This window comes from Pseudomonas sp. NMI542_15 (assembly GCF_021283425.1).
GTDB lineage: Bacteria > Pseudomonadota > Gammaproteobacteria > Pseudomonadales > Pseudomonadaceae > Aquipseudomonas > Aquipseudomonas fortuita.
The window spans coordinates 72,367-98,324 of sequence record NZ_JAJSRO010000013.1 but is presented as its reverse complement, the minus strand read 5'-3'; the positions used below and the strand labels follow the sequence as shown (position 1 = coordinate 98,324).

At 62.7% G+C, this 25,958-nt stretch carries 26 protein-coding genes and 1 riboswitch; of the genes, 15 read left to right on the top strand and 11 right to left on the bottom strand.

Annotation, left to right across the window (positions count from 1 at the left end; translation table 11 throughout):
- Positions 1 to 41: 41 nt before the first annotated feature.
- The 7 genes from LU684_RS18975 (at position 42) to LU684_RS18945 (ending at position 6,087) form a co-directional block, all read left to right on the top strand.
- On the top strand, positions 42 to 1,436 hold the full coding sequence (locus tag LU684_RS18975) for an ethanolamine ammonia-lyase subunit EutB (RefSeq protein WP_102667952.1): 1,395 nt from the start codon (positions 42 to 44) through the stop codon (positions 1,434 to 1,436).
- Between the two features lie 8 nt (positions 1,437 to 1,444).
- Positions 1,445 to 2,263 (top strand): ethanolamine ammonia-lyase subunit EutC, encoded by an 819-nt coding sequence (eutC, locus tag LU684_RS18970; RefSeq protein ID WP_024717604.1) that lies wholly within the window; start codon positions 1,445 to 1,447, stop codon positions 2,261 to 2,263.
- Between the two features lie 108 nt (positions 2,264 to 2,371).
- Positions 2,372 to 2,830: a GNAT family N-acetyltransferase gene (locus tag LU684_RS18965; RefSeq protein ID WP_016484718.1), complete on the top strand. Its 459-nt coding sequence runs from the start codon at positions 2,372 to 2,374 to the stop codon at positions 2,828 to 2,830.
- Positions 2,831 to 3,099: 269 nt separating this feature from the next.
- The gene (locus tag LU684_RS18960) at positions 3,100 to 3,747 is read left to right on the top strand and encodes a DedA family protein (RefSeq protein WP_016484717.1); all 648 of its coding nucleotides are present in this window, start codon (positions 3,100 to 3,102) and stop codon (positions 3,745 to 3,747) included.
- A gap of 20 nt (positions 3,748 to 3,767) precedes the next feature.
- Positions 3,768 to 4,583, top strand: coding sequence for a zinc-dependent peptidase (locus LU684_RS18955; RefSeq protein WP_016484716.1), 816 nt, complete (start codon positions 3,768 to 3,770; stop codon positions 4,581 to 4,583).
- Between the two features lie 93 nt (positions 4,584 to 4,676).
- Complete coding sequence (ppa, locus tag LU684_RS18950; RefSeq protein WP_016484715.1) at positions 4,677 to 5,204, top strand: inorganic diphosphatase; 528 nt, start codon at positions 4,677 to 4,679, stop codon at positions 5,202 to 5,204.
- 181 nt (positions 5,205 to 5,385) lie between these two features.
- Entirely contained in the window at positions 5,386 to 6,087 is a 702-nt protein-coding gene (locus tag LU684_RS18945) for a LexA family transcriptional regulator (protein WP_016484714.1), read from the top strand.
- Between the two features lie 260 nt (positions 6,088 to 6,347).
- Here LU684_RS18945 and LU684_RS18940 read toward each other — a convergent pair whose 3' ends face one another.
- Both LU684_RS18940 and LU684_RS18935 read right to left on the bottom strand, forming a co-directional pair.
- Positions 6,348 to 7,559: a glycosyltransferase family 4 protein gene (locus tag LU684_RS18940; RefSeq protein ID WP_232894907.1), complete on the bottom strand. Its 1,212-nt coding sequence runs from the start codon at positions 7,557 to 7,559 to the stop codon at positions 6,348 to 6,350.
- Positions 7,560 to 7,822: 263 nt separating this feature from the next.
- On the bottom strand, positions 7,823 to 10,000 hold the full coding sequence (locus LU684_RS18935; RefSeq protein ID WP_016484712.1) for a TonB-dependent siderophore receptor: 2,178 nt from the start codon (positions 9,998 to 10,000) through the stop codon (positions 7,823 to 7,825).
- A 181-nt stretch (positions 10,001 to 10,181) separates the two neighbouring features.
- Here LU684_RS18935 and LU684_RS18930 point away from each other — a divergent pair, with 181 nt between their 5' ends.
- From LU684_RS18930 to LU684_RS18920, 3 genes are all read left to right on the top strand, one after another.
- Positions 10,182 to 10,874 (top strand): response regulator transcription factor, encoded by a 693-nt coding sequence (locus LU684_RS18930; RefSeq protein WP_232894906.1) that lies wholly within the window; start codon positions 10,182 to 10,184, stop codon positions 10,872 to 10,874.
- On the top strand, positions 10,874 to 12,220 hold the full coding sequence (locus LU684_RS18925; RefSeq protein ID WP_095116987.1) for a HAMP domain-containing sensor histidine kinase: 1,347 nt from the start codon (positions 10,874 to 10,876) through the stop codon (positions 12,218 to 12,220). Before LU684_RS18930 ends, LU684_RS18925 begins: the two co-directional genes overlap by 1 nt.
- An 82-nt stretch (positions 12,221 to 12,302) precedes the next feature.
- A complete protein-coding gene (locus tag LU684_RS18920; protein WP_070086742.1) occupies positions 12,303 to 13,193 on the top strand; it encodes an alpha/beta hydrolase in 891 nt (296 codons plus the stop codon).
- A gap of 7 nt (positions 13,194 to 13,200) precedes the next feature.
- On the opposite strand, the gene LU684_RS18915 is transcribed toward LU684_RS18920, so the two are convergent.
- The gene (locus LU684_RS18915; RefSeq protein WP_197888312.1) at positions 13,201 to 14,187 is read right to left on the bottom strand and encodes a zeta toxin family protein; all 987 of its coding nucleotides are present in this window, start codon (positions 14,185 to 14,187) and stop codon (positions 13,201 to 13,203) included.
- A 139-nt stretch (positions 14,188 to 14,326) separates the two neighbouring features.
- Positions 14,327 to 14,468, top strand: a riboswitch (FMN riboswitch).
- Positions 14,469 to 14,548: 80 nt separating this feature from the next.
- Between LU684_RS18915 and ribB the strand changes: the two genes are divergently transcribed.
- The 5 genes from ribB (at position 14,549) to LU684_RS18890 (ending at position 20,616) form a co-directional block, all read left to right on the top strand.
- Entirely contained in the window at positions 14,549 to 15,199 is a 651-nt protein-coding gene (ribB, locus tag LU684_RS18910) for a 3,4-dihydroxy-2-butanone-4-phosphate synthase (protein ID WP_016484707.1), read from the top strand.
- Positions 15,200 to 15,392: 193 nt separating this feature from the next.
- Positions 15,393 to 15,635, top strand: a complete 243-nt coding sequence (locus LU684_RS18905; RefSeq protein ID WP_003255380.1) for an exodeoxyribonuclease VII small subunit — start codon at positions 15,393 to 15,395, stop codon at positions 15,633 to 15,635.
- Positions 15,632 to 16,519: a (2E,6E)-farnesyl diphosphate synthase gene (gene ispA / locus LU684_RS18900; protein WP_016484706.1), complete on the top strand. Its 888-nt coding sequence runs from the start codon at positions 15,632 to 15,634 to the stop codon at positions 16,517 to 16,519. Before LU684_RS18905 ends, ispA begins: the two co-directional genes overlap by 4 nt.
- Before the next feature lie 205 nt (positions 16,520 to 16,724).
- A complete protein-coding gene (gene dxs / locus LU684_RS18895) occupies positions 16,725 to 18,620 on the top strand; it encodes a 1-deoxy-D-xylulose-5-phosphate synthase (protein WP_016484705.1) in 1,896 nt (631 codons plus the stop codon).
- Positions 18,621 to 18,744: 124 nt separating this feature from the next.
- Positions 18,745 to 20,616 (top strand): TonB-dependent receptor domain-containing protein, encoded by a 1,872-nt coding sequence (locus LU684_RS18890; protein WP_232894905.1) that lies wholly within the window; start codon positions 18,745 to 18,747, stop codon positions 20,614 to 20,616.
- Here LU684_RS18890 and LU684_RS18885 read toward each other — a convergent pair.
- The 8 genes from LU684_RS18885 to ribH form a co-directional block, all read right to left on the bottom strand.
- Positions 20,594 to 21,406, bottom strand: a complete 813-nt coding sequence (locus LU684_RS18885) for a cobalamin-binding protein (protein WP_232894904.1) — start codon at positions 21,404 to 21,406, stop codon at positions 20,594 to 20,596. The two genes, LU684_RS18890 and LU684_RS18885, sit on opposite strands and share 23 nt — an antisense overlap.
- Positions 21,406 to 21,825 carry a hypothetical protein gene (locus LU684_RS18880; RefSeq protein WP_016484702.1) on the bottom strand — a complete coding sequence of 140 codons (420 nt, stop codon included), beginning with the start codon at positions 21,823 to 21,825 and terminating at the stop codon, positions 21,406 to 21,408. Before LU684_RS18880 ends, LU684_RS18885 begins: the two co-directional genes overlap by 1 nt.
- The gene (ribA, locus tag LU684_RS18875) at positions 21,822 to 22,439 is read right to left on the bottom strand and encodes a GTP cyclohydrolase II (protein WP_016484701.1); all 618 of its coding nucleotides are present in this window, start codon (positions 22,437 to 22,439) and stop codon (positions 21,822 to 21,824) included. Before ribA ends, LU684_RS18880 begins: the two co-directional genes overlap by 4 nt.
- Before the next feature lie 233 nt (positions 22,440 to 22,672).
- On the bottom strand, positions 22,673 to 23,416 hold the full coding sequence (locus tag LU684_RS18870) for a substrate-binding periplasmic protein (RefSeq protein ID WP_016484700.1): 744 nt from the start codon (positions 23,414 to 23,416) through the stop codon (positions 22,673 to 22,675).
- Between the two features lie 15 nt (positions 23,417 to 23,431).
- A complete protein-coding gene (locus LU684_RS18865; RefSeq protein WP_003255391.1) occupies positions 23,432 to 23,935 on the bottom strand; it encodes a phosphatidylglycerophosphatase A family protein in 504 nt (167 codons plus the stop codon).
- Positions 23,932 to 24,900 (bottom strand): thiamine-phosphate kinase, encoded by a 969-nt coding sequence (gene thiL, locus LU684_RS18860; protein ID WP_232894903.1) that lies wholly within the window; start codon positions 24,898 to 24,900, stop codon positions 23,932 to 23,934. The genes LU684_RS18865 and thiL overlap by 4 nt, the downstream gene beginning before the upstream one ends.
- A gap of 18 nt (positions 24,901 to 24,918) precedes the next feature.
- The gene (nusB, locus tag LU684_RS18855) at positions 24,919 to 25,419 is read right to left on the bottom strand and encodes a transcription antitermination factor NusB (RefSeq protein ID WP_016484698.1); all 501 of its coding nucleotides are present in this window, start codon (positions 25,417 to 25,419) and stop codon (positions 24,919 to 24,921) included.
- Positions 25,416 to 25,892, bottom strand: coding sequence for a 6,7-dimethyl-8-ribityllumazine synthase (gene ribH / locus LU684_RS18850; RefSeq protein ID WP_003255395.1), 477 nt, complete (start codon positions 25,890 to 25,892; stop codon positions 25,416 to 25,418). Before ribH ends, nusB begins: the two co-directional genes overlap by 4 nt.
- Positions 25,893 to 25,958 lie beyond the last annotated feature (66 nt).

Below are 25,958 nucleotides of genomic sequence, written 5' to 3'. Positions count from 1 at the left end.
CGCCACCCGCCGCGGGGCAGCCCGCGGCTCTGGAGATTTGTATGGCAAGTTTCGTACACACGGCAGGCCACCTGGTCTACCGCTTCGACAGCCTCAAGGACGTGATGGCCAAGGCCAGCCCGGCACGCTCGGGGGACTACCTGGCAGGCGTGGCGGCCAGCAACGACGGCGAGCGTGTTGCTGCGCAGATGGCGCTGGCCAATATCCCGCTGACCCACTTTCTCAATGAAGCCCTGATTCCTTACGAAGCGGATGAAGTCACCCGCCTGATCATCGACACCCACGATGCCCAGGCCTTTGCCCCGGTCAGCCACCTGACCGTGGGCGGCCTGCGCGACTGGCTGCTGAGCGAAGAGGCCGATGAAGACAGCCTGCGCGCACTGGCGCCAGGGCTGACGCCGGAAATGGCGGCGGCGGTGTCGAAGATCATGCGCGTGCAGGACTTGGTGCTGGTGGCGCAGAAGATCCGCGTAGTCACCCGGTTCCGCGGCACCATGGGCTTGCGCGGGCGCTTGTCTACCCGGCTGCAGCCCAACCACCCGACCGACGAGCCGGCCGGTATCGCCGCCAGCATTCTCGACGGGCTGCTGTACGGTAACGGCGACGCGATGATCGGCATCAACCCGGCCACCGACAGCATTGCCTCGATCTGTGCCCTGCTGGAAATGCTCGACGCCATCATCCAGCGCTACGACATCCCCACCCAGGCCTGCGTGCTCACCCATGTCACCACCTCGATCGAGGCGATCAACCGCGGCGTGCCGCTGGACCTGGTGTTCCAGTCCATTGCCGGCACCGAGGCGGCCAACGCCGGGTTTGGCATCAACCTGAACGTGTTGCAGGAGGGGTACGAAGCGGGCCTGTCGCTGAAACGCGGCACCCTTGGGCAAAACCTGATGTATTTCGAAACTGGCCAGGGCAGCGCACTGTCGGCCAACGCCCACCATGGCGTCGACCAGCAAACCTGCGAGACCCGTGCCTATGCCGTGGCCCGCCACTTCAAGCCGTTTCTGGTCAACACCGTGGTCGGTTTCATCGGCCCGGAGTACCTGTACAACGGCAAGCAGATCATCCGCGCCGGCCTTGAAGACCACTTCTGCGGCAAGCTGCTGGGTGTGCCGATGGGCTGCGACATCTGCTACACCAACCACGCCGAAGCCGACCAGGACGACATGGACACCCTGCTGACCCTGCTGGGGGTGGCCGGGATCAACTTCATCATGGGCATCCCTGGCTCCGACGACATCATGCTCAACTACCAGACCACCTCGTTCCACGACGCGCTGTACGCACGCCAGACCTTGGGCCTGAAGCCCGGGCCGGAGTTCGAGGCATGGCTGGCCCGCACCGGCATCTTCACCCAGGCCGATGGCCGGGTGCGTTTCGGTGACAACCTGCCCCTGGCTTTCCGCCAGGCCTTGGCACAGCTTGCATAGGGATGACCATGGACCATCGCACGCCTACCCCCGACAACCCTTGGCTGGCCCTGCGCAACCTGACCCCGGCGCGCATCGCCCTGGGCCGCGCCGGCACCAGCCTGCCGACCGGGGCGCAGCTGGACTTCCAGTTCGCCCATGCCCAAGCCCGCGATGCCGTGCACCTGGCGTTCGATCATGCCGGCCTGGCTACCCAGCTGAGTGAGCGCGGACGCGAAAGCCTGGTGCTGCACAGCGCCGCCAGTGACCGCCATCAGTACCTGCAACGCCCGGACCTGGGCCGGCGACTGAACGATGCGTCGATTGCCACCCTGCGCCAGCACACCCAGGCCAACCCCGGCGGCGTCGATCTGGCCATTGTGGTCGCCGATGGCCTGTCAGCGCTGGCCGTGCACCGTCACACCCTGCCGTTTCTGAACCGTTTCGAGGAACAGGCCGCCGCCGACGGCTGGACCTGCGCCCCGGTTGTGCTGGTCCAGCAGGGGCGCGTGGCAGTGGCCGACGAGGTCGGTGAACTGCTGGGCGCACGGATGACGGTGATGCTGATCGGCGAGCGCCCGGGGCTGAGCTCACCCGACAGCCTTGGCCTGTATTTCACCTACGCGCCGAAGGTGGGCCTAACCGATGCCTACCGCAACTGCATTTCCAACATCCGCCTGGAGGGGTTGAGCTATGGCATGGCGGCGCACCGCCTGCTGTACTTGATGCGTGAAGCCTGCCGGCGGCAGCTTTCAGGAGTGAATCTGAAGGACGAAGCCGAGGTCCATAGCCTGGAGAATGAAGGCAGCGCCAGCCAGAAAGGCAACTTCCTGCTGGGTAAAGGGTAAAAGACCTGTCACGAAAGGCGGATTGCACTTGTGACATGCATTGGGCAGGATGCCCTTGAAAGCTGCTGGCATTCCGCTGTTTCCCCAAATGGACTCTGAGGGCCGCACATGCGCATCATCAAGGCAACCCTGGAACACCTCGACCTGCTCACCCCATTGTTCGTCAAATACCGGGAGTTCTATGGGCAGTTGCCCTACCCCGACAGCTCGCGCAGCTTTTTGGAAAAGCGCCTGAAGCGGGATGAATCGGTGATCTACCTGGCACTTCCCGATGATGACGACAGCAAGCTGATGGGTTTTTGCCAGCTCTACCCCAGCTACTCGTCGCTGTCGTTGAAACGGGTATGGATTCTGAACGACATCTACGTGGCCGAAGACTCGCGGCGCATGCTGGTGGCCGACCACCTGATGCGTGAAGCGAAGAAAATGGCCAAGGAAACCAACGCCGTGCGCATGCGGGTGTCGACCAGTGCGGACAATGAGGTAGCGCACAAGACCTACGAATCCATCGGGTTTCGTGAAGATACCGAGTTCAAAAGCTACATCCTGCCAATCAGCCAGGATTGACCCGCATGCCGGTACCGGCCTCATCGCCGGCAAGCCAGCGCCCACAGGTTGGCCACTACCTCAGGGCAGTCGTTGACCTGTGGGGACTGGCTTGCCGGCGATGAGGCCGGTACAGTCGATACAACTGTCCAGGCCTTGCACCGTAACCCCCCGCTACAATCTCTCCGGGCATGCCCCTCACTTCGCCGTATAATGCCCCTCCTGTCATGTGTGAAAATTTACCCATCCTCAGGTAACCCTGCCTACACCCAAGAACACAGGTGCTGTACATGGATTTCAACCCGTTGGACCTTATCCTGCATCTCGATGCTTACCTCGATCTGCTGGTCACCAATTACGGTCCCTGGATCTACGCCATTCTATTCACCGTGATCTTCTGCGAAACCGGGCTGGTGGTCATGCCATTCCTGCCGGGCGACTCGCTGCTGTTCATCGCCGGCGCCGTAGCGGCAGGTGGTGGCATGGACCCTGTGCTGCTGGCTGGCCTGTTGATGGCTGCCGCAATCCTGGGCGACAGCACCAACTACGTCATCGGCCGAACAGCCGGGGAGCGGTTGTTCAACAACCCCAACTCGAAAATCTTCCGCCGCGACTACCTGCAGCGCACCCACGAGTTCTATGAACGCCATGGCGGCAAGACTGTGACCCTGGCGCGTTTCCTGCCTATCCTGCGTACCTTCGCACCGTTCGTCGCCGGCATCGCCCACATGCATTACCCGCGTTTCCTTGGCTTCAGCGTTGCCGGGTCGCTGCTGTGGGTCGGCGGCCTGGTCACCCTGGGCTACTTCTTCGGCAACGTGCCATTCATCAAGCAGCACCTGTCGCTGATGGTGGTGGGCATCATCATCCTGTCGCTGGTGCCGATGCTCCTCGGCCTGTTGCGCAGCCGCCTGGGCCGGGCGGCCAAGGCTCACTGACCTTTTAGAGAACAGCAGGCATGTGGTCGTTCAGCGCCTGGCGGCGCAAGCGCGCGCTGGCGCGCTACCCCATCGAGCCCGAACAGTGGCAGGCCGTGCGCGAGCGCCTGCCCATACTGGACGGCATCAGCGACGAGGAAGACCACTGGCTGCGTGAAGCCTGCATCCTGTTCCTGCTCGACAAGCACCTCACCTGCTTGCCAGGTGTCGAACCCGACGACGAGCAGCGCCTGTTGCTGGCCGCCCAGGCACAGTTGCCGCTGCTGCACCTGGGTGAGCTGAACTGGTACCAGGGCTTCCACGAAATCATCCTGTACCCCGACGATTTCAAGAGCCCCCAGCGCCACCGCGATGCCAGTGGCGTGGAGCATGTGTGGGACGGCGAGCACAGCGGCGAAGCCTGGCAACAGGGGCCGATCATTCTGGCCTGGAACGGCGTGCTGGCCAGTGGTGGCTGGGAGGCCTACAACCTGGTCATCCATGAGCTGGCGCACAAGCTCGACATGCTCAATGGCGATGCCAACGGCCTGCCCCCGCTACACAGCGGCATGCCGGTGGATGAATGGGCAACGGCCATGCAGCAGGCCTACGACGACCTCAACCGCCAGCTGGACAACAACCCCGACGCCGAAACCGCCATCGACCCGTATGCCGCGGAAAACCCGGCGGAATTCTTTGCCGTCACCAGCGAATACTTCTTTAGTGCCCCCGACCTGCTGCATCAGGCTTATCCACTGGTCTACCGCCAGTTGTCGCAGTTCTACCGGCAAGACCCGCTGGCGCGGCTGCACCGGCTGCAGGCCGAACACCCCGCATACGGCGAAAGCCACGCCTGACGGGGCCGCACATCAGGCCAGGCGTGGCATGCCCCGGCAGAATGTGCCTATAATCGCCGCCACTTTTTTGGTCAAACACGGGGGCACTGCCCAATGAGCTACAGCAAGATTCCGGCGGGCAAAGACCTGCCGAACGACATCTACGTCGCCATCGAAATCCCGGCCAACCACGCGCCGATCAAATACGAGATCGACAAGGACAGCGACACCCTGTTCGTCGACCGTTTCATGGCCACCCCGATGTTCTACCCAGCCAACTACGGTTTCATCCCGAACACCCTGGCTGACGACGGTGACCCGCTGGACGTGCTGGTGGTTACCCCTTACCCGGTAGCGCCAGGCTCGGTTATCCGCGCTCGTCCGGTTGGCGTGCTGAACATGACCGACGACGGCGGCGGTGACGCCAAGGTCATCGCTGTGCCTCACGACAAGCTGTCGCAGCTGTACGTCGACGTGAAGGAATACACTGACCTGCCAGCCCTGCTGATTCAGCAGATCGAGCACTTCTTTGCCAACTACAAAGATCTCGAGAAGGGCAAGTGGGTCAAGATCGAAGGCTGGGATGGCGCTGACGCCGCCCGTGCCGCGATTACCAAATCGGTTGCTGCCTACAAGGGCTGATACCGATTGTAAAAAAACCCGCTTCGGCGGGTTTTTTTATGCCTGAATCGGCGACAAGCCTTCATCGGTAAAATGTCCTACGCAGTCCTACACCAACGCCCTACAACGAGGCACTTTTCTTACAAGCCTCGTCAACAACTGGTTCATTTCCTTGCGGGGGCCCCGTCATTACACTCGCCCCATGAACACTTCCGGCGACCGCCTTAAAGCCCTTCTCCACGAATGTGGCCTGTCCGCTTCCGCTTTCGCCGCCCAGCGCAGCGTCACACCGCAGCACGTCAACAACTGGTTCAAACGCGGCGTGCCCCTGGCCCGCCTGGACGAACTGGCCGATCTGTTCTGTGTGCATCGGCGTTGGCTGCGCACGGGCGAAGGGCCAAAACACCCAAACCCGGTCCAGCGCAACTGCCCGCCACGCCAGGCGCCGGCCAACCCGCCCAGCCCACTGTCGGCACACCGTGCCCGGCAGGTAAAAGTGCCCTTTTTCGAACTGCAAAATGGCCTGCTTTCGCCGGTGCCCAGCAAACACCTGCGCCTGCCCGCAAAAGCGCTGAAAAGATTGGGAGTGCACGCCGATAACGCCATCTGCCTGGCCATGACGGCAAACAACATGGTTCCGCAGGTGCCGCTGGGGGCCACTTTGGCAGTCGACCTGGGCATGACGCGGGTCATTGAGGGCGAAACCTACGCGCTGCTGCATAACGGCGCGCTGAGGGTAAACAACCTCAGCCTCAGCCCACAGGGCACCCTGTACCTGCGCAGCCATGACCGGCGCAATTACGCCGTCGAACGCTACACCCCTGCCCAGCGCCAGGCGCAGGGCCTGGAGATTATCGGGTGGGTATTCCACTGGTCGCATTTCCGCCAGCAGCGGCCTGGCTGAAACAACCTGTGCCATTTTTTGCTGGGCATCTTGCGCGTGCCCTTGTATGCTACGCCGCACATTAAGCCCCGACCGGCGCAAGCCGCGGTCCAGAGGGCTCGGCGATATCCCACACGGGCATCTGCCATCTCTTTCAGGCCCTTGATGGCCACACAGTTAAGGCGATTGCGGCTTACCATAAATTAGTCGGAAGCGTCCCCGAGAAGCCGGCCACAAGCCGGCTTTTTAATGCCCGAACGAATAGCCCATCATTGGCCATGTCAGGCGCGCGGCCTTGCAGAGGGCGTCAAACTGCTCTTCAGGAATGCCTCGCGCACCTGGTGCATCTGCAAGTGTGTTTTCCCGGTCGCATACTCCAGCCCCGCAAGCCCCATTTCCAACGCCAGTTCGGGATGCCGGGCAGCATGACGAATACAGGCTGCGAGGCTGGACGGGTTCCCGGTTTCAAACGTCAGCGCGTTTTGCTTGCTCGTGATGTCCAGTACCCCGGCTGTGTCAGAACCGATGACGGGAACGCCTTGGCTGAACGCGTCAAAAATGATGCGGGGCTGTTCCTGCTTCAAGGTCGGCACCAAAAGCCAGTCATGCTGGGCAATGATGCTGAAAAAGTCTCGGCCATAATCAACGGCGCTCTGGAACCGCACCTCGACGCTGCCACGGTTTTCAGCTGCAACGCGTAAACAGTGCGCTTTCAAATCACCCTCACCCATGATGGTGACGGTGAGATCAACGTGCTCGACTTGCAGTTGCTTAATGGCTTCAAGGACTACCAGAACACCTTTATCAAGAACAAGCCGTGAGGGGTAAAGCACGTTGAGTGTACGGTTGCGCCTGCCTTCGAACCGTTTTCTGACTGCCTCGGGGCTTGCCATGAATTTTTTGTCGAGCCAGCTGGCAGGGTTGATCAACGTGCGGCTGTTATCACGCCCAAGGAAATATTCCTTGTAAAAAGACTGGGTAAATATTCTGGCATTTGCCAGCTTTACGCAGCGCTTCAGCAAAAGGGTGTGCACATGGTGTTCGATGATTGCTCTGAGGGTTCGCGGCTGTCCTTGGGCCAGCATCCAGAAAGAAGATTCTATGACAACCACCCACTGAAAGCGGAAGAACGGCTTGAGCGGCAACACGTAGAAAGATAAAGGGAACGCCCAGCCCGCCCCGTCAGAATGAACAATTTGGGCCTTCTTGCAGGCGTTGATGACAGTTAGGAAGTTCGGAATAAAGTTCTTTAATACCGACCTGAACCCCTGATCCTTGCGCAACTCATAAAGCCATTTTATATCCAGATGAGCGATGCTCTGCAGCCCGTCAACATCACGGCCTCTCTCAACAGGGCAGCACATTCCGAAATTCTCTATGTAGCCCAAATGAAGTTCTATATCTTTGACCCACAACGGGTCCGTAAATAAAACACCTTGCTCATTTACTACAACAGGAATGCGGGTAAACAGAATATATGGGTCTTCAATCATATTCCCCTCACAGGGATACCAGGACGCCAACGATTGAATTGTCTACATGGGGCTTACTCCTCAATACCAGCCGTCCATCTCAACAACGTTCCAGCGTCCTTGCAGACCTTCTGCTTACGCAGCAAGCGCTCCGCTTGGGGTTCACTCTAGTGCGCCTTCACAAATTGCACACGTGGTGTAGCAACAATTTCTCATCATTTGCTGGCCCCATCGCGGCACAAGGCCGCTCCAACAGGGACCGCAGACGTGGCGAAACACGCCGATCAGAAATCGTATCGCGCCCCAACCATCATGCTGCGCGAGGGCCCATAGAAGTTGAACGTCGACGTCGATCCCACCCGCGACAGGTAGTCCCGGTCAAACAGGTTGTTGACGTTGAAAGTGGCCGTCAGCTTCGAGGTAACCGGGTACGACAGCATCGCGTCCACCGTGGCATAGCCGGGTGCATCGATACGCACGCCACCATTCTCGGCGTAGAAACTGCTCATTGCCGATACACCGCCGCCAATGGCCAGGCCGGTTAGCGGGCCTTGGCTGATGGTGTACTTGCTCCACAGCGAAGCCTGGTTGCGCGGCATGATGAAGAACGTGGTTTCGGCATCACCCTTGAGGGTTTCGGTTTCCATCCAGGTGTAGCCGGCCAGCAACTCCCAGTTTGGCGTCAGCTTGCCGCTCACTTCCACTTCCGCGCCTTTGACGCGGGTCTTGCCGGAGGCAATCGAGAAATTGGTGTCTACACCATCCTCGTCATATTCGGTGGTGGCGCGGTTCTTGTCAGTCAGCCGGAATACCGAGAAACGGGTATTCAGGTCGCCGCCAAAATAGCTGCTCTTGAGGCCGAGCTCGTACTGCTCGCCTTCACGTGGCTTCAACACCCGGCCGTTGCTGTCGGTGTCTGATTGCGGCTTGAACACCTGCGAGTAACTGGCGTACAGCGCATGGTTCTCGGTCAGGTCGTAGACCAGGCCGCCATACGGGGTGAAGTGGCCGTCCACGCGCTTGCTGTCGTTGGTGCTGGCACCGCTGCTCAGGGTAGTGGTGTAGAAATCACCGCGGTACCAGCTGAAGCGGCCACCGGCAATCAGCGCCAGGCGCTCGATCGGGCGGAAGGTAACCTTGGAATACAGGCCGTATTCCTCTTCCTGCATGCCGGTCTCGGTGCTGTAGTTGGGCGACGGTTTGGCGAACTGCTTGGGCGAGTAGGTGTTGACGTTGATGGCGCCCAGGTTGGTGGTGCCGTTGAGGTACTCGGTGTCGTAGTTCTTGTAGTCGGTGCCGACCACAAACTCGCTGACCTGGCCGAGGGTTTCGAACGGCTGGCTGTAGCTGGCGTCCAGCGAGTAGGTGTCCTGGGTGAAGTCGCGGGCGCTGGCGCGCTCGGAGTTGGCACCAGTGTTGGCATTGGTCGCGGTGAAGGCATAAAGGTAGTGGGTGTCACGGTGCGAGCCGCGCGCCGCGACACGGCCATAGCCGCCGTTGTCGAAGCGGTGGGTCAGCTCGGCCACCAGGTCGGTGGTCTTGCCATCGAAGTAGTTCCAGTCAGCCCCCAGGAAACGGGAATGGCTGAAGTCGGGCACCTCGCCGGACAACGTTGCTGGGTAGCCATTGTGCGGCGTGATGTTTTTCACTTCGTGCATCAGGCCAAACGATAGCGTGGTGGCGTCGTCAAGGTCGACATCCAGCGCACCGTAGTAGCTGTTGCTGGTGTTGGCGTTGTAGTCGACCTCACCATTGGTGTCGTCACGGGACGCGATGAAACGCCCGCGCACGCGACCAGCGTCATCCAGCGGCCCACTCAGGTCGATTTCTTCGTGGTTGGTGTCCCACGTGCCATAGCTGCCTTCGACGTGGCCCTGGAATTCGGCGGTCGGGCGCTTGCGCACCATGTTGACGATGCCACCTAGTTCACTGGTGCTGCTGAACAGCCCGGCCGGGCCGCGCATGATTTCGACACGGTCGAACGCCGCCAACGATGGCACGGTACCGAAGATGCTGGCCATTGGTGCCGGCAGGCCGTCAATGTTGAACTCGCTGTACTCGTAGCCACGGGCGTATATCGACGACCGGCCACTGTCGTTGGTCAAGGTACGCAGGCCGGCGGTGTACTTGGCCAGGTCATCCAGGTGCACGAACTGGCGGTCTTTGACGTAGTCCTGGGTGTACACGGTGATCGACTGGGGGATGTCCTTCAGCGCTGCTGGCGTCTTGGTGCCCACGGTCGCTGCATCGACGCTGTAGCCACCGGTCGCTTCGGAGGGCAGCATGTCATAAAGGCGGTTGCCTTCAATGGTGAGTGCCGGCAGGTCGAGCGAGCTATCCTCGGCTGCTGCCTGGGTCGCTACCGTTTCCGCCAGTGCCGACAGCGAAAACGGCGCCAGCAAACCCAGTACAAGCCAGCCCCGAGCCCATGGCGAGCCCCCCACACTTTTGAAACCGTTCATGACACACCCTTCGCCCAAATGATATTAATTCGCAAACGAAACAATTTGCTTTTTGCGAACGATACCGGAGGGTAAACGGGGGCGCAGCAGGATTAACCTTCTTAACACACCCAGGCGTTGCCCTCTCCTGCTGGCAATGGGATGATTCGTAACTGATACAGGTTCTCATTCAAGGCTCGCCGTGCCCACCTCACTTCTCCTCGCCGAAGACGACGCAAGCCTGCGTCAGGACCTGGAATGCCATTTCCTCAAACGCGGTTTTCGGGTGCACGCCTGCGCCACAGGCACGCAGGCCCTGGACGCAATCCGGCAATCTTCGTTCGACCTGGTGTTGCTGGACATCATGCTGCCGGGTATCGATGGCCTCAGCCTGCTCGGTGAGCTGCGCCGACAACAGGCGGTGCCGGTCATGCTGATGTCGGCGCTGGGGGCCGAGCAGGACCGCATCAGTGGCTTTACCCGTGGTGCCGACGACTACCTGCCCAAGCCCTTCAGCCTGGCGGAGCTGGACGCACGGGTGGATGCCTTGCTGCGGCGCGTGGCATTCGATCGCGGCATGGTGCTGCGTACCGATGTCGGCGAAGTGCTGCTGGACCACGACCACCAGGACGTTATCCACAACGGCAACGCCGCTGGCCTCACCGCTTCCGAATTCCGCTTGCTGGTCACGCTGCGGGCGCACCCCAATGAAGCCTTGAGCAAACCGTTCCTGTACCAGACCGTGCTGCATCGGGCCTATACCCGCCTGGACCGGGGCCTGGATGTACATGTGTGCAACCTGCGCCGCAAACTGGCCGATATCAGTGCCCAGCACCTGCAGATCCAGGCCGTGCGCGGGCAGGGGTACATCCTGGTCGACACGGAACAGCCCTGATGCGGCGCCACCCGTTGCTGTGGAAACTGGCCGTACTGCAGGTCAGCTTCTGCCTGCTGCTGACCTGGCTGATCTGGACCTGGGGCCTGTCCGTGGAACGCAGCACCTATTTTCTGTCCCGGGCCGACCAGGATTACCTGGCGCGCTATGCGCAACAAGCTGAGGACGCCTGGAACCAAGGCGGCGCAATCGGCGCCGAGGCCTGGCGCAGGCAACTGGAGCAGGCCGAGGATACGTGGGTGGCGGTGATCGGGCCGCACCTGCAAAGCCTCGGCACCACGCCGCTGAGCGCCAAGGAAGCCAGCCACCTGACCTTCATGCGCAAGCTGGACTGGCCAATGAGCCGGCGCCTGCAGGATGAACTGCCCTACGTCAGCATTGAATTCCCGCAACACCCCGAGCACGGCCGCTTGGTGCTGCAACTGCCCGAACGTATGTTGCCCACCGGCCTTACGCCATGGACCCATGCGATCACCCACGGCGTTGCCCCAGCACTGCTCGCCCTGCTGCTGGGGCTGGCGTTGTATCGGCATCTGGTAGTACCGCTGAACCGCCTGCGCGACCGCGCCGACGCCCTGCGTGCCGACGACCTTGACCACCCCGCCTTGCCCCTGCTGGAACGCCGCGACGAGCTGGGTGAACTGGCACAGGCCTTTGAGCATATGGCCGGGCGCCTGCGCCAGAGCCTTGAGCAACAGCGCCTGCTGTTGCGCACACTGTCTCACGAATTGCGCACGCCCCTGGCGCGGTTGCGCATCGCCCACGACAGCGACTTGCCGCCGCCGCAGTTGCGCGAGCGCCTGGACCGCGAAGTCAACGACATGCAGAAACTGCTGGAGGACACGCTGGACCTGGCCTGGATGGATACCGAACAACCCAGCTTGCCAACCGAGCCGGTATTGATAGCTTCGGTATGGGAAGCACTGTGCCAGGACGTCTGCTTCGAAAGTGGCTGGGACCGTGCGCGCCTGTCGTGTTCGCTCGGTACCGAGTGTGTGGTGCACGCCCATCTGGACAGCCTGGCTCAAGCCCTTGAAAACCTGATGCGCAATGCCATTCGCCACTCGCCAGCCCAAGGCCGGGTATGCCTGGATGGCTGGCGTGAGGGTGATTGCTGGCACTTGCGCCTGAGCGACCAGGGCCCCGGCGTACCTGACGCCGACCTTGAGCGTATCTTCAAGCCCTACCAGCGCCTGGCCGACAGCGGCGCCGGGTTCGGCCTTGGCCTGGCCATCGCTCGCCGCGCCATCGAACTGCAGGGTGGCCGCTTGTGGGCCCGCAATGGCCACCCTGGCCTGTGCCTTCACATGACGTTGCCGAGGGCACGGGACTGTTTAGAAAGTTAATGCGCTTTACGCTCAATCAGGACTGATTATCATCTTGGCGTTTCAGCCTTGCGGTCCTCGCAACGCCCTGACGAGAAGCCTGATGAGCAAGATGATCCTGACGCTGGCTTTGGCACTGGCCCTTGCAACCCCCGTGGCCCTGGCGCAGCCCGAGCGAAACCAGAAGATGGACACCTCGCTGCTGCAACGTCAAGACCTGGCCTACCGCTTCAGCCAGCTCGACCTTGACTCGGCCGATGGCCAGCGTCATTACCGTTTGTGGATCGGCACGCCGAACCGCCCGGCACCTGCCGCAGGCTACCCGGTGCTGTGGATGCTCGACGGCAATGCCGCCCTGGGCGCCCTGGACAGCGACCTGCTGAATAAGCTCGCCAAGGGCCAGGCGCCGCTGTTGGTGGCGGTGGGGTACCAATCCGAGCAGCGCATCGAGCGGGCCAGCCGCACCTACGACTACACCCCGGCGATTGCTGGGCTGACAGAACAGCGCGATCCGCTGACCGGCCAGCCCAGCGGTGGCGTGGATGTGTTTTTCGATCTGTTGACCCGCCACATGCGGCCGATGGTGGCCAAGGTGGCACCTATCAACCTGCAGCGCCAGACGCTATGGGGGCATTCATATGGGGGGCTGGCAGTGTTGCATGCGCTGTTCACTCGGCCTGAAGCCTTCAGTGATTACGCGGCGGCCAGCCCTTCATTGTGGTGGCATGACGGCGCGATCGTTCGCGAGGCGCAGGGGCTACAGCAGCGATTGGGTAACAAGCGACGACAGTTGCTGCTGATGCGCGGCGATGAAGAGCCGTCGAGCCCTCGGGGGCCGATGAAAGGCGATGTGGAACGGCCGGCGCGGGAGCTGGCGGCATCCCTGGCCGAAGTGCCAGGGATGGAGGTGCACTTTGAACGGTTCAATGGACTGGGGCATGGCGCCATGCTGCCAGCCTCACTGCGCCTGGTCTTGGAGCAGATGACGCATTAGGCCCCGCTCAAGGGTAGATGTACTTGAGCACATACATACTCAACTGGTGGAACACGTCTGCGGGCACGCGCGGCATTTCCGTCTGTGCCCGATCGAGCGTCTTGCAACACAAGCGGACCATCTGCTGTCGCGTGTCCTCCTCAAGCATGCCGGTATGCACAACCTGGGAATATTGCGGATAGGAACATGGCGCGTTGGCCGCAGGGGTTCGGCGAATTTCGAATGACGGGTTCAACTGCGCAGCGGTAAAGAACGGCTTCCCCTTGAAATCTGGCTGAGGCGTCAGGTTATCAACGGCTTCGCAGCGGCTGGAGCATAGCACCTGGCTGTCCATCCCCGTCTCGATTCCGCGTTGATACAACGTGATTTCAGAGTCTTGCACTTTTATGCAGGCATTTTCGAAGGCGTCCAGGATAGCCCGGGCATTGGCTTGCGAACCCTCAATCACCGACAGTGGCATGAACCGTTCGGGCTCGTTTGCGCCGATGCTTTTGATGCCCCGGTCGAGGGTCGCCCAATGGCTGAACTCCTTTTGGCACGCAATCAGGTGCACTTCGAATCGATAACCAGCCTTTACGGCTTGCGCGGGGAAATCGGCGAAACGAAGATCATCGAGCGCGCATTCCATGATGATGTTGTATCGATTATCAAAGGCATGGTTGAAAACCTTTTCACACAAGGCCCAGATGAATGGCTCGGTGTGTTCGTAGACATGCAGCACGCCCTTTTCCTGCATGGCCGCGTAATGCGGATGCAGTTCGCGAAACGAGGGCAAGTACAGTCGCACAAAGTCATCATAGCGCCCGCTTGGCAGCAAGTGGTTGTCCAGCAGGTAAGTCTTGCCGGAGCCTTGGGCCCCGGCCACGATCAAGATGCTGGGGTTGGGGTTGCTGTCCAGGCCCGAGGCGTAGCGTTTTTTATCGAACCAGAGCGGCTCAAGCGAAGCAAATACCTTGTCAAGATCGGCGGCAGTGTAGGGGTAGAGTGTGGTCATGGGTGCTCCTGGGTGAGGTAAGACAGAGCCTGCACTCTATGGGCTGGAAACTGGCACGATGTGGTAAATGGCTACATGCATGCGCCAAAAGTCGAGGTGCACCGGGTTGCCAGCCAGGCGTCACAGTGCTGTATGCTTGGCGGGTCTTCAGGGCGGGGTGCAAGTCCCCACCGGCGGTAAATCGAAAGATGAGCCCGCGAGCGCCCCGGCCATGCCGGGGGTCAGCAGATCTGGTGCAACTCCAGAGCCGACGGTCATAGTCCGGATGAAAGAAGGCGTCAGGCAGGGGCCATCCGGGCGCCCCTGCGCGCGCATTTTGTTCGCCCCGAGACGTTCATCGATCACTCACGAGGAGCGTTTCATGTCCACCCAGCACCACTCGAAGTTCCCCAATGTTTCCGCCGCCATCGCCGCCTTCCAGGCCGGGCGCCCTGTATTGTTGCTCGACGATGACGACCGCGAGGACGAAGCGGACATCATTGCCGCTGCCGAAAACATTACGCTGCAGACCATGGCCATGATGATTCGCGACTGCAGCGGCATCGTCTGCCTGTGCCTGGACGAAGCCACCGTCGACGCACTGCAACTGGCGCCAATGGTGCAGAACAACCAGGCCCGCCACGGCACCGGCTTCACCGTTACCATCGAGGCGGCAGAAGGCATCACCACCGGGGTTTCTGCCCAGGACCGCATCACCACCATTGGCGCGGCACTGCGCTCCAGCGCCGAACAGCGCCATATCGTCAGCCCGGGGCATGTGTTCCCGCTGCGCGCCCGCAATGGCGGGGTGCTGACCCGCCGTGGGCACACCGAAGGCTCGGTGGACCTGGCGCGCCTGGCCGGCCTGCGCCCGGCGGCGGTGCTGTGCGAGCTGATGAACCCCGATGGCAGCATGGCGCGTGGCGAGCAGGTGGCGGTTTATGCGCGGCAGTACAACTTGCCGGTGCTGACCATCGAGGAGCTGGCGCGGTACCGCGAGGCGATGCTGGAACGGGAAGCAGAGCCGGCCTGATAGGCCGCCTTGAGGCTATTCGCGGGTTTGCCCGCTCCCACAGGGTCCGCGCCGGGTTCAGAACCGGTGTAATACCTGTGGAGGTTTACCCGCGAAGAGGCCGGCAAATCCAACCGCATTGCCCGGGAAGTTTGCTCCCCCCGCCCCGCTCTGCTAGTGTCGCGCCGTTCTGAATGCCACCGAGAAAGTCGCCATGGCCCGCAAAAAAGCCTCCCTCGATTTCGAGCAATCCCTCGCAGACCTGCAAGCACTGGTCGAGCGCCTGGAGAACGGCGAGTTGTCGCTGGAAGAGTCGCTGGCCGCCTTCGAGCAAGGCATCGCCCTGACCCGTGATTGCCAGGGTGCACTGGCCCAGGCCGAACAGAAGGTGCAGATCCTGCTGGAACGCGACGGCGAACTGGCCGCGCAGCCCTTCGACGCGGAGCCGGAAGCATGATCGGCACCTACCAGGCCAGCTGCCAGGCGCGGGTCGACGCGGCCCTCGAACGGCTGTTCGTTGCCCCGTCCAAAGAGCTGGAACGCCTTTACGCCGCCATGCGCTACAGCGTGATGAACGGCGGCAAGCGCGTACGCCCGCTGCTGGCCTACGCGGCCTGCGAAGCCTTGGGCGCCCCGGCCGAACAGGCCAACGGCGCGGCCTGCGCGGTCGAACTGATCCACGCCTACTCGCTGGTGCATGACGACCTGCCAGCCATGGACGATGACGACCTGCGTCGCGGCCAACCCACTACCCACAAAGCGTTCGACGAAGCCTGCGCCATCCTGGCGGGCGACGGTTTGCAGAGCCTGGCGTTCAGTGCCCTGCTCGACCCGGGCCTCAGCCCGCAGGCCGACAGCGTACGCCTGACCATGGTCCAGGCCCTGGCCAAGGCCGCCGGCCCGGCAGGCATGGTCGGCGGCCAGGCCATCGACCTCGGTTCGGTAGGCCTGAAGCTGGACCAGCAGGCACTGGAGTTCATGCACCGGCACAAGACCGGCGCACTGATCGAGGCCAGCGTACGCCTCGGCGCCCTGGCCAGTGCCCGTGCCGAACAGGCGCAGCTGGATGCCTTGCAGGTGTATGCACAGGCCATTGGCCTGGCATTCCAGGTGCAGGACGACATCCTCGATGTGGAAAGCGACACCGCCACCCTGGGCAAACGCCAGGGTGCCGACATAGCACGTGACAAACCGACCTACCCGGCCCTGCTGGGCCTGGAAGCGGCCAAGGCCTACGCAACCGAACTGCGCGACCAGGCGCTGGTCGCACTACAAGGGTTCGGGGAAACGGCCGAGCCGCTGCGGGCCTTGGCCCGCTACATCGTCGAACGCCGTAACTGATTGATTGGGGCCGCTGCGCGCCCCATCGCCGGCAAGCCAGCTCCCACAGGTACCTCAGCGGCCTGTGATATGTGAAGCTCCTGTGGGAGCTGGCTTGCCGGCGATGGGCTGCACAGCAGCCCCGTGCGACACCCGTCTGAATGGGCAGTATTTCCTACAATGGGGTAAACTGCCGCGTCTTCACACACCTATAACGACTCGCCTGATGCCCACGACGTTTCAAGAGATCCCCCGCGAACGCCCGGTCACGCCGTTGCTCGACCGCGCTGACACGCCTGTCGGCCTGCGCCGGTTGGCCGAAGCCGACCTGGAGACCCTGGCCGACGAACTGCGCCAGGAACTGCTCTACACCGTGGGTCAGACCGGTGGGCATTTTGGTGCCGGTCTGGGCGTGATCGAGCTGACCATCGCCCTGCACTACGTGTTCGACACCCCGGACGACCGGCTGGTGTGGGACGTGGGCCACCAGGCCTACCCGCACAAAATCCTCACCGGGCGCCGTAACCGCATGCTCAGCCTGCGCCAGAAGGACGGCATCGCCGCCTTCCCGCGCCGCAGCGAAAGCGAGTACGACACCTTTGGCGTCGGCCACTCCAGCACCTCGATCAGCGCCGCATTGGGCATGGCCATTGCCGCCCGTCTGCAGAACAGCGCACGCAAGTCGATCGCGGTGATCGGCGACGGTGCGCTGACTGCCGGCATGGCCTTCGAGGCGTTGAACCACGCCCAGGAAGTCAACGCCGACATGCTGGTGATCCTCAACGACAACGACATGTCGATTTCGCGCAATGTCGGCGGCCTGTCCAACTACCTGGCCAAGATTCTCTCCAGCCGCACCTACGCGAGCATGCGCGAAGGCAGCAAGAAAGTGCTGTCGCGCCTGCCGGGCGCCTGGGAAATCGCCCGCCGCACCGAGGAATACGCCAAAGGCATGCTGGTGCCGGGTACGCTGTTCGAAGAGCTGGGCTGGAACTACATCGGCCCGATCGACGGCCATGACCTGCCGACCATGATCGCCACCCTGCGCAACATGCGTGACCTGAAGGGCCCGCAGTTCCTGCATGTGGTGACCAAAAAGGGCAAGGGCTTCGCCCCGGCCGAGGTCGATCCGATCGGCTACCACGCCATCACCAAGCTGGAGCCGGCCGACAAGCCTGCCGCGCCGAAGACCGTCAGCGGCCCGAAATACTCCGCCGTGTTCGGCCAGTGGCTGTGCGACATGGCCGCTGCCGACAACCGCCTTGTGGGTATTACCCCGGCGATGAAGGAAGGCTCGGACCTGGTCGACTTCAGCGAGCGTTACCCGGAGCGCTACTTCGACGTGGCGATCGCCGAGCAACATGCCGTGACCTTGGCAGCCGGCATGGCCTGCGAAGGGAGCAAGCCGGTGGTGGCGATCTACTCCACCTTCCTGCAGCGTGCCTACGACCAGCTGATCCACGATGTAGCGGTGCAGAACCTCGACGTGCTGTTCGCCATCGACCGCGCCGGCCTGGTTGGCGAAGACGGCCCGACCCACGCAGGCAGCTACGACCTGTCTTACCTGCGCTGCATCCCGGGCATGCTGGTGATGACCCCGAGCGACGAGAACGAGCTGCGCAAGATGCTCAGCACCGGACACCTGTACAACGGCCCGGCAGCCGTGCGCTATCCGCGCGGTACCGGCCCGAATGCGCCGATCAGTGGCGATCTGGACCCACTGGAAATCGGCAAAGGCGTGGTTCGCCGCCAAGGCGAGAAAGTCGCCCTGCTGGTGTTCGGCGTGCAGCTGACCGAGGCCATGCAGGTGGCCGAGCAGATCAACGCCACGGTGGTCGACATGCGCTTCGTCAAGCCGCTGGACGAAGCCTTGGTGCTTGAACTGGCTGGCAGCCACGGGCTGCTGGTAACCATTGAAGAGAACGCCATCATGGGTGGCGCGGGTGCAGCGGTGGGCGAGTTCCTTGCCAGCCAGGCAGTGCTCAAGCCGCTGCTGCACCTGGGCTTGCCCGACATCTACGTCGAGCATGCCAAGCCTGCGCAGATGCTGGCTGAGTGCGGGCTGGATGCGGCCGGGATCGAAGCTTCGGTAAAAGCCCGCATGGCCAGGCTCGGCCTGTAATCCCTGGGGCCGCTTTGCGGCCCATTCGCGGGGCAAGCCCGCTCCCACAGGTCCATCACGCTTTTCGAGAACATTGACAATCCTGTGGCAGCGGGCTTGTCCCGCGAATACTTTGGGGCTGCCCATGAAACCATCCGCCTGTGCCGCACTACTCTGTGCCCCCACACTCCTGCTAGCCGCCGAGCGCGACGACGCCCTCAAGCTCCCCGACGTGCTGATCAGCGCCAGCCGCCAGGTCGAGTCGCGCACCGCCACCAGCGCTGCCAACACCGTCTTCACCCGTACTGACATCGATCGCCTGCAACCCGCCAGCGTCACCGACCTGCTCAGCCGCGTGCCCGGCGTGCAAGTGGCGCCAACCGGTGGCCGGGGCAGCCTGCCTGGCATCTTCATCCGCGGCACCAAGGCGGCACAAAGCCTGGTGCTGGTCGATGGGGTGCGCATTGCCAACGCTACCTCTGGCGACAGCGGCCTGCAGTTTCTGAACGTCGACCAGATCGAGCGGGTGGAAGTGCTGCGCGGCTCGCGCTCGGCGGTGTACGGCAGCGACGCCATTGGCGGGGTAATCCAGATCTTCACCCGTCGCAGCAATGGCCCCGGCCTGCAGCCGCGCCTGCGCATGGCCGCCGGCAGCAACCAGACATTCCAGCGCAGCCTGGGGCTTTCTGGCGGCAGCGACGCGACCCGCTACAACCTTGGCGCCAGCCTGGATGAAACGGCCGGCATCGACTCGACCGGGCCGTCCTTCGCCAGCGATGGCGACCACGACGCCTACCGCAACAAGGCATTCAACCTGAGCCTGAGCCACACCTTTGGCGAACGCTTCGAGGCCGGCCTGAACCTGCTCGACAGCCGTGGCCGCAGCGAATACGACAACCCGTTCGGCGGCTTCGACCCGGTCACCTTCGAAAGCTACGGCCAACAGCCGTACACCGATTTCAGCGTCAGCAGCCTGGGCAGCTACTTCGATGCCCAACTCGCCGATACCTGGCATTCGCGGCTGGAACTGGCCCACAGCGAGAACCGCGACGACAAGCGCGACAAGCTCAGCGCCGAACGCTTCGTGTTCAATACCTACCGTGATCAGGTCACCTGGCAGAACGACCTGGCCCTGGGCGAGCGACACAGCGTGTTGCTGGGTGGCGACTGGTACGAAGACCGCGTGCACGCCAGCACCGACTTTACCGAGGACAGCCGCTGGAACCGCGCCGTCTTCGTCCAGCACCGCTACCAGGGTGAGCAGTTCTCAACCGAGGTGGGCGTGCGCCATGACCGTAACCAGCAGTTCGGCGGCCAGACCACCTGGAGCGGCAGCCTGAGCGTACCGTTGAACGCACAGAATGATGTGCTGCTGTCCTACAGCGAGGGCTTTAGGGCGCCAACCTTCAACGACCTCTATTACCCCCAGTTCAGCAACCCGGACCTGGACCCCGAGCACTCCAGAAGCTACGAGCTGCAATGGCGCAGCCAACTGACGACGCACAGCCGCCTGGAAGCCTCGCTATACCGCACCGATCTGCGCGATGCGATCGTGTTTGGCCAGGACTCGGTACCCCGCAACGTGGCCTCGGCACAGATCAACGGTTTCGAAATGGCATTGGCGCAACAGTGGGGCGCCTGGCACAGCCAGCTGGGCCTGGCACTGATCGACCCGCGTGACCGTGACAGCGGCCACACTCTCGCCCGCCGTGCACGCCGCACGTTAAGCCTGGATCTGGACCGTGAGCTCGGGCGTTTCACCGCGGGGGCAAGCTGGCAAGCGGTCAGCGGCAGCTACGACGATGAGGCCAACCGCAACCGCATCGGCGGCTATGGTGTGCTCGGTCTGCGCGGTAGCTGGGCCGCCACTGATGAACTGAAACTGGAAGCGAAGCTGGATAACCTGCTGGACCGCTCATACAGCCGCGCCCTGTACAGTTATGAGGGGGCCTATCACCCCTACCGTGAAGAAGGCCGTACGCTGCTGTTCAGCGTTACCTGGACGCCGGCGCTTTAGCCGCGAGCACTGCGCACAAACGGGCGGTGGCTTCGATCATCTGCCCACTGGGCCGCTCAATGCCTTTGTCGGGTATCACCAGCAAACCGCCATCGGCAACCGCACGCAGTTGCGGCCAGGCCTTCCAGCTTGCCAGTTGCGCTTGATCACCCGCCAGGATGACCTGTGGATTTCGCAGCAGCACAGACTCCACATTCACCTGCGGCGCTGGTTGGCTGAGGTCGGCGAACACATTGCGCGCCCCGCACACGGCCAGGGCATCGCTCACCACCTGTCGGCCACCCAGGGTGTACAACGGCTGGTCCCACACCTGGTAGAACACCTGCAAGGGCTCGTCACGCCGGTACTGCTGGCGCAGCTGCCGCAGCCGTTCCCGCAGGGCCTGGGCATATTGATGGCCTTGCCCGGCACGGCCGATACGCTCGGCGATGGCTTCGATCTGCGCGATCAACTGGTCGATGTCACGGGGCTCTGCACTGAAGGTGGCAATGCCCAGGCGCTTGAGCTGGTCGCGCTGGGCAGGTGGCACGCTGCCCGGCCAGAGCAGCAGCAAGTCAGGGCGCAGGCTGAGCAGGCGCTCCATGTCCAGTTGACCTTGGCGCCCTACCGAGGGCAGGTCGCGCAGGGCTGCCGGCCGTTCGCCACCGTCGAGCACGCCGACCAGCAGGTCGTCGGCCTGCAGTTCAAGCATGATTTCAGTCATCGAAGGCGCCAGGCTGACCACCCGCAAGGGGTCAGCGGCCAGCGCGGTACAGGCGAACAGCGCCAGCAGGCCAGGGAGAAAGCGCATCAGCCCAGTTGGCGCGGAATGCGATAGAGATACAGCACCACCACGGTGGACAACGCCAGCAGGATCTGCGGCACCGCCTCCAGGCCGACCAGTACAGACAGTGCGGCGACCCAGGCCGGCAAGCAGGCGTACAGCATGGCCATGCGCCGCACCCGCGCCAGTTCGATCCAGGCAGCGGGCTCTTCGCCCGTGCCGAGCACCTTGGAGGTGGCGATCAGTGCGCGCTTGTAAGCGCCGAAGCGCGGCAGGCTGAGGAACATGGTCGCCGCGCCGGCGATGAACAGTGGCATGGCCAGCACCGGGATCAGCGCGTCACCACCACCAAAGGCCCAGGCCATGACCGGCAGCGGCACCAGGCCCACAGCCAGGTACTGCCACCAGGCCAGTGCCAGGCGCCGCTTGACCTCGGCGCGGGTCACGCCTGGGGCACCTCGCCCTGGTGTTCATTGCCCAGCATGTGGCCGAGTTTACCGGCCTTGGTCGCCAAGTAGTAACGGTTGTGCGGGTTGTGGCCGGTGTGCAGCGGCACACGTTCGGCAACCACGATATTCATGTCGGTCAGGGCTTTGACCTTGCGCGGGTTATTGGTCATCAGGCGCAGGGCTTTCACGCCCAAGTGCTCCAGCATCGGCAAGCAGATAGCGTAGTCGCGCTGGTCGGCGGCAAAGCCCAGGCGTTCATTGGCTTCGACGGTATCGGCGCCACCATCCTGCAGCTCGTAGGCGCGAATCTTGTTCAACAGGCCGATGCCACGGCCTTCCTGACGCAGGTACAGCAGTACCCCACGGCCTTCACGGGCGATCGCCTGCAGCGCGGCTTCCAGCTGCGAACCGCAGTCACAGCGCTGGCTGAACAGGGCGTCGCCGGTCAGGCACTCGGAGTGCAGGCGCCCCAGCACCGGCTGGCCATCCGCAATGTCACCCAGGCTGAGCACTACGTGCTCGCGGCCAGTGGCTTCGTCGAGGAAGCCGTGCATGGTGAAGGTCGCGAATGGCGTCGGGAGTTTAGAGGCGGCAACAAAGACGACGGGCACGTTGTGCTCCTGGAATAAGTTGGAAATTTCTCGTGGGCCGATTGTATCAGCCGGTTGCAGGCTGTGGGCGGGCTGAATACCGCGGGTTAAGATCGAAAAGTTCGATGCTTAGGTTCACCAGGCCCGGCCTTATCGCCGGCAAGCCGGCTCCCACAGGTACTTCACAGGATCCGAAGCCGCGGTGATCCTGTGGGCGCTGGCTTGCCGGCGATGGAGTGCGAAGCGCCCCTGCTTCAATGGGGTTTGCTGTCTGCAGTGAACGGGTACGGCTGTTTCCAGTGCTCGAAAATCGGCTTCAGCTCGCCGCTGCGCACCAGTTCGTCCATGCGCTTGTCGAACAGGTCACTCAGGGCCTTGGCCTGGCCATTGTGGGCAAACGCCAGGTACAGCGGTAATTCGGCCACATGGTTAAGGCGGAAGCGCTCGGGGTGGGATGACTGGCTGAGGACGTAATTGACTTCGGTCAGCGCATCAATGTAGAAGTCCACCCGGTCATGCTCGAGCATCGGCAGAATGCCTTCGCGGCGCTGAATTTCACGGAATTCATGCACATCTGGCAGGTAGCTGCCGTAATCGTAGCCACGCACCCAGGCCAGGCGATACTTGCCCACGTCCTGCGCAGTGGGCACAGGTTTGCTGGCAAGCCCCAATGCGTAGATGTGGTCGACGTCGAAGTGCCAGCGTGGGTACAGGTTGTCGTCGTTCTCTTGCTTGTACGAGCCCACCCAGGCATCGGCTTCGCCGCGTTTGACCAGCCCGACTGCACGGCTGTAGGGCGCGCTCTGGGTCACCACCTGGACCCCTGCCGGCTCGAACACCTTGCGCAGTACGTCCCAGGCCACCCCGGTACCGTCAGCGTTGGTGTAATCGAGCCATTCTTCACTGACCAGGTGGATCTGCTTGGGCACGCCTTCAGCAGCTGCCACCCATGGGGCAACACTCAGCAGCACTGCCAACAGCAACGTCCTTATGGCCATTCACGCGCTCCCTGTTCAGGCAACCGCCCACACCAGAACCTGCATGCCCAGCCAGGCAAACACGCCGGCCAGGATATCGTCGAGCATGATGCCGACACCCCCGTGCACATGGCGGTCGATCCAGCGGATCGGCCATGGCTTGAGGATGTCGAAGAAGCGGAACATCAGAAACCCTGCCAGCAACCACTGCCAGCCCTCCGGCACCAGCCAGAGGGTGATCCACATGCCGACAATCTCATCCCAGACAATGCCTTCATGGTCGTGTACGCGCAAGTCATTGGCGACTTTGCCGCACAACCAGAAGCCAAACAGCATGCTTACGCCCAGCAACAGCCAATAGCCCCAGTCAGGCAGCATCTGCCACAACGGGATGAACGGTATGGCCACCAGCGAACCCCAGGTACCCGGGGCCTTGGGCAAGGTACCCGAACCGAAGCCAAAAGCGATGAAGTGCCACGGGTTGCGCCAGACCGAAGGCGGAACAAACTCCGCAGGCACCTGATTGGGGTGATCGGTCACGGTGTCTCCCTAAAGTGTTGATAGCCCCGCTGAACGGGGGTGATGTCCCGGCCCTGCACGTCGCGCAAGGTGACGCCCTGCCCTTCGAGCACACGACCAATGGTATGCACCTCGACCACGCCAAGATCAGCCAAGGGCGCCAGCGCCTCAGGCGGCAGCGTAAAGGCCAGCACGTAATCATCGCCACCGGCGAGGGCTGCCTGCACTGCTGCTTCGCGGCCGAGGAGAGCCTCTACAGCAGGAGACACTGGCACCTGGGCCAGGTTCACCTCCAGCGCAACGCCGGACGCCTTGGCGATGTGCCCGCAATCAGCGAGCAGGCCGTCAGAGATGTCCAGCGCCGCCGTGGCCCGACCACGCAGCAGCGTTCCGAGGGTGAGCTGCGGCATTGGCGACCAGTAATGGGCCAGCAGCGGCTCGGCCTGTTCAGCAGGCGCCTCGCGCTCGCCCAGCACCAGCGGCAGCGCGCCGGCCGCCTTGCCCAGCACTCCGCCAACGCACAGCAGGTCGCCTGGCCGTGCACCGCTACGGCGCAACGCCTGGCCTGTCGGTACACGGCCAAACACGGTAACGGTTATGCTCAGCGGGCCTCGGGTAGTGTCACCCCCGATCAGGCTCATGCGGCAACGGTGGGCCATGCGGCTGAGGCCGTCAGCATAGGCTGCCAGCCAGTCAGGGCCAACATCAGGCAAGGTCAGGGCGAGGGTGAAGCCGATCGCAGTTGCACCCATGGCGGCCAGGTCACTGGCGGCCACGGCCAGCGAACGCTGGCCAAGCAGCAGCGGATCGCAAACAGCGGGAAAATGCACCCCGGCGACCAGGGTGTCGGTCGACACCGCCAGTTGCTCACCGGGGGGAAGGGCCAGCAGGGCGCAATCGTCGCCGATACCCAGGGCCACGCCTTCGCCGCCCTGCGCACAAGGCGCGGCGGCGAAGTAATGGTTGATCAGCTCGAACTCACCCATGGCTCGGCAGCGCCAGAATCAGCGCTTGTTCGCCTTGACTTCGGCTTCACGCAGCGACGGTGCCAGCTTGTCCAGCACGCCGTTGACGAACTTGTGGCCGTCGGTGGCACCAAAGACCTTGGCCAGCTCGACACCTTCGTTGATCACTACGCGGTACGGTACGTCGACGCGCTTGATGAACTCCCAGGTGGACAGACGCAGCACGGCCAGCTCGACCGGGTCGAGCTCTTCCAGCGTCATGGTCATGCAAGGCGCCAGGGCCTTGTCGATTTCGCCCTTGCTTGCCGGAACCCCATGCAGGATTTCACGGAAATAGGCACCGTCGACATCGGTGAAATCGTTATCCACCCGGAACTGCGCTTCGATCTCGTTCAGCGAATGCTGCGCCATGTGCCACTGGTACAGTGCCTGGGTCGCGAGCTTGCGGGCTTCGCGGCGCTTGGCGCTCTTCGAGGGCTTGCCGGCATCCGCAGGTTTTGGATCGCGCGGGTTGAAACGATCGCTTTCGTCGCTAATCACTTGGCCTCCAACTGCGCCAGCAGGCTGACCATTTCCAGTGCGGACAGGGCAGCTTCAGCACCTTTGTTGCCGGCCTTGGTGCCGGAACGCTCGATGGCTTGCTCGATGGAGTCGACGGTCAGTACGCCGAAGGCCACTGGAACACCGAACTCCATGGACACCTGGGCCAGGCCCTTGGTGCATTCGCCCGCCACGTATTCAAAGTGCGGGGTACCGCCACGGATCACGGCGCCCAGGGCGATGATCGCGTCGTAGGCGCCTTGCTGGGCGACCTTCTGTGCTACCAGCGGGATTTCAAATGCGCCCGGGGCACGGATGATGGTGATGTCGCTTTCGCTGACACCGTGGCGTACCAGGGCATCAACGGCACCGCTTACCAGGCTTTCAACGACGAAGCTGTTGAAGCGGCCAACCACCAAAGCATAGCGACCTTTGGGGGCGATGAAGGTACCTTCGATGGTCTTCAGGGTCATTCCGATATTCTCATCTTCAAGAGCGAGGCCGCATACAAGCGGCCTCGACAGGGGTCTGGACTCGAG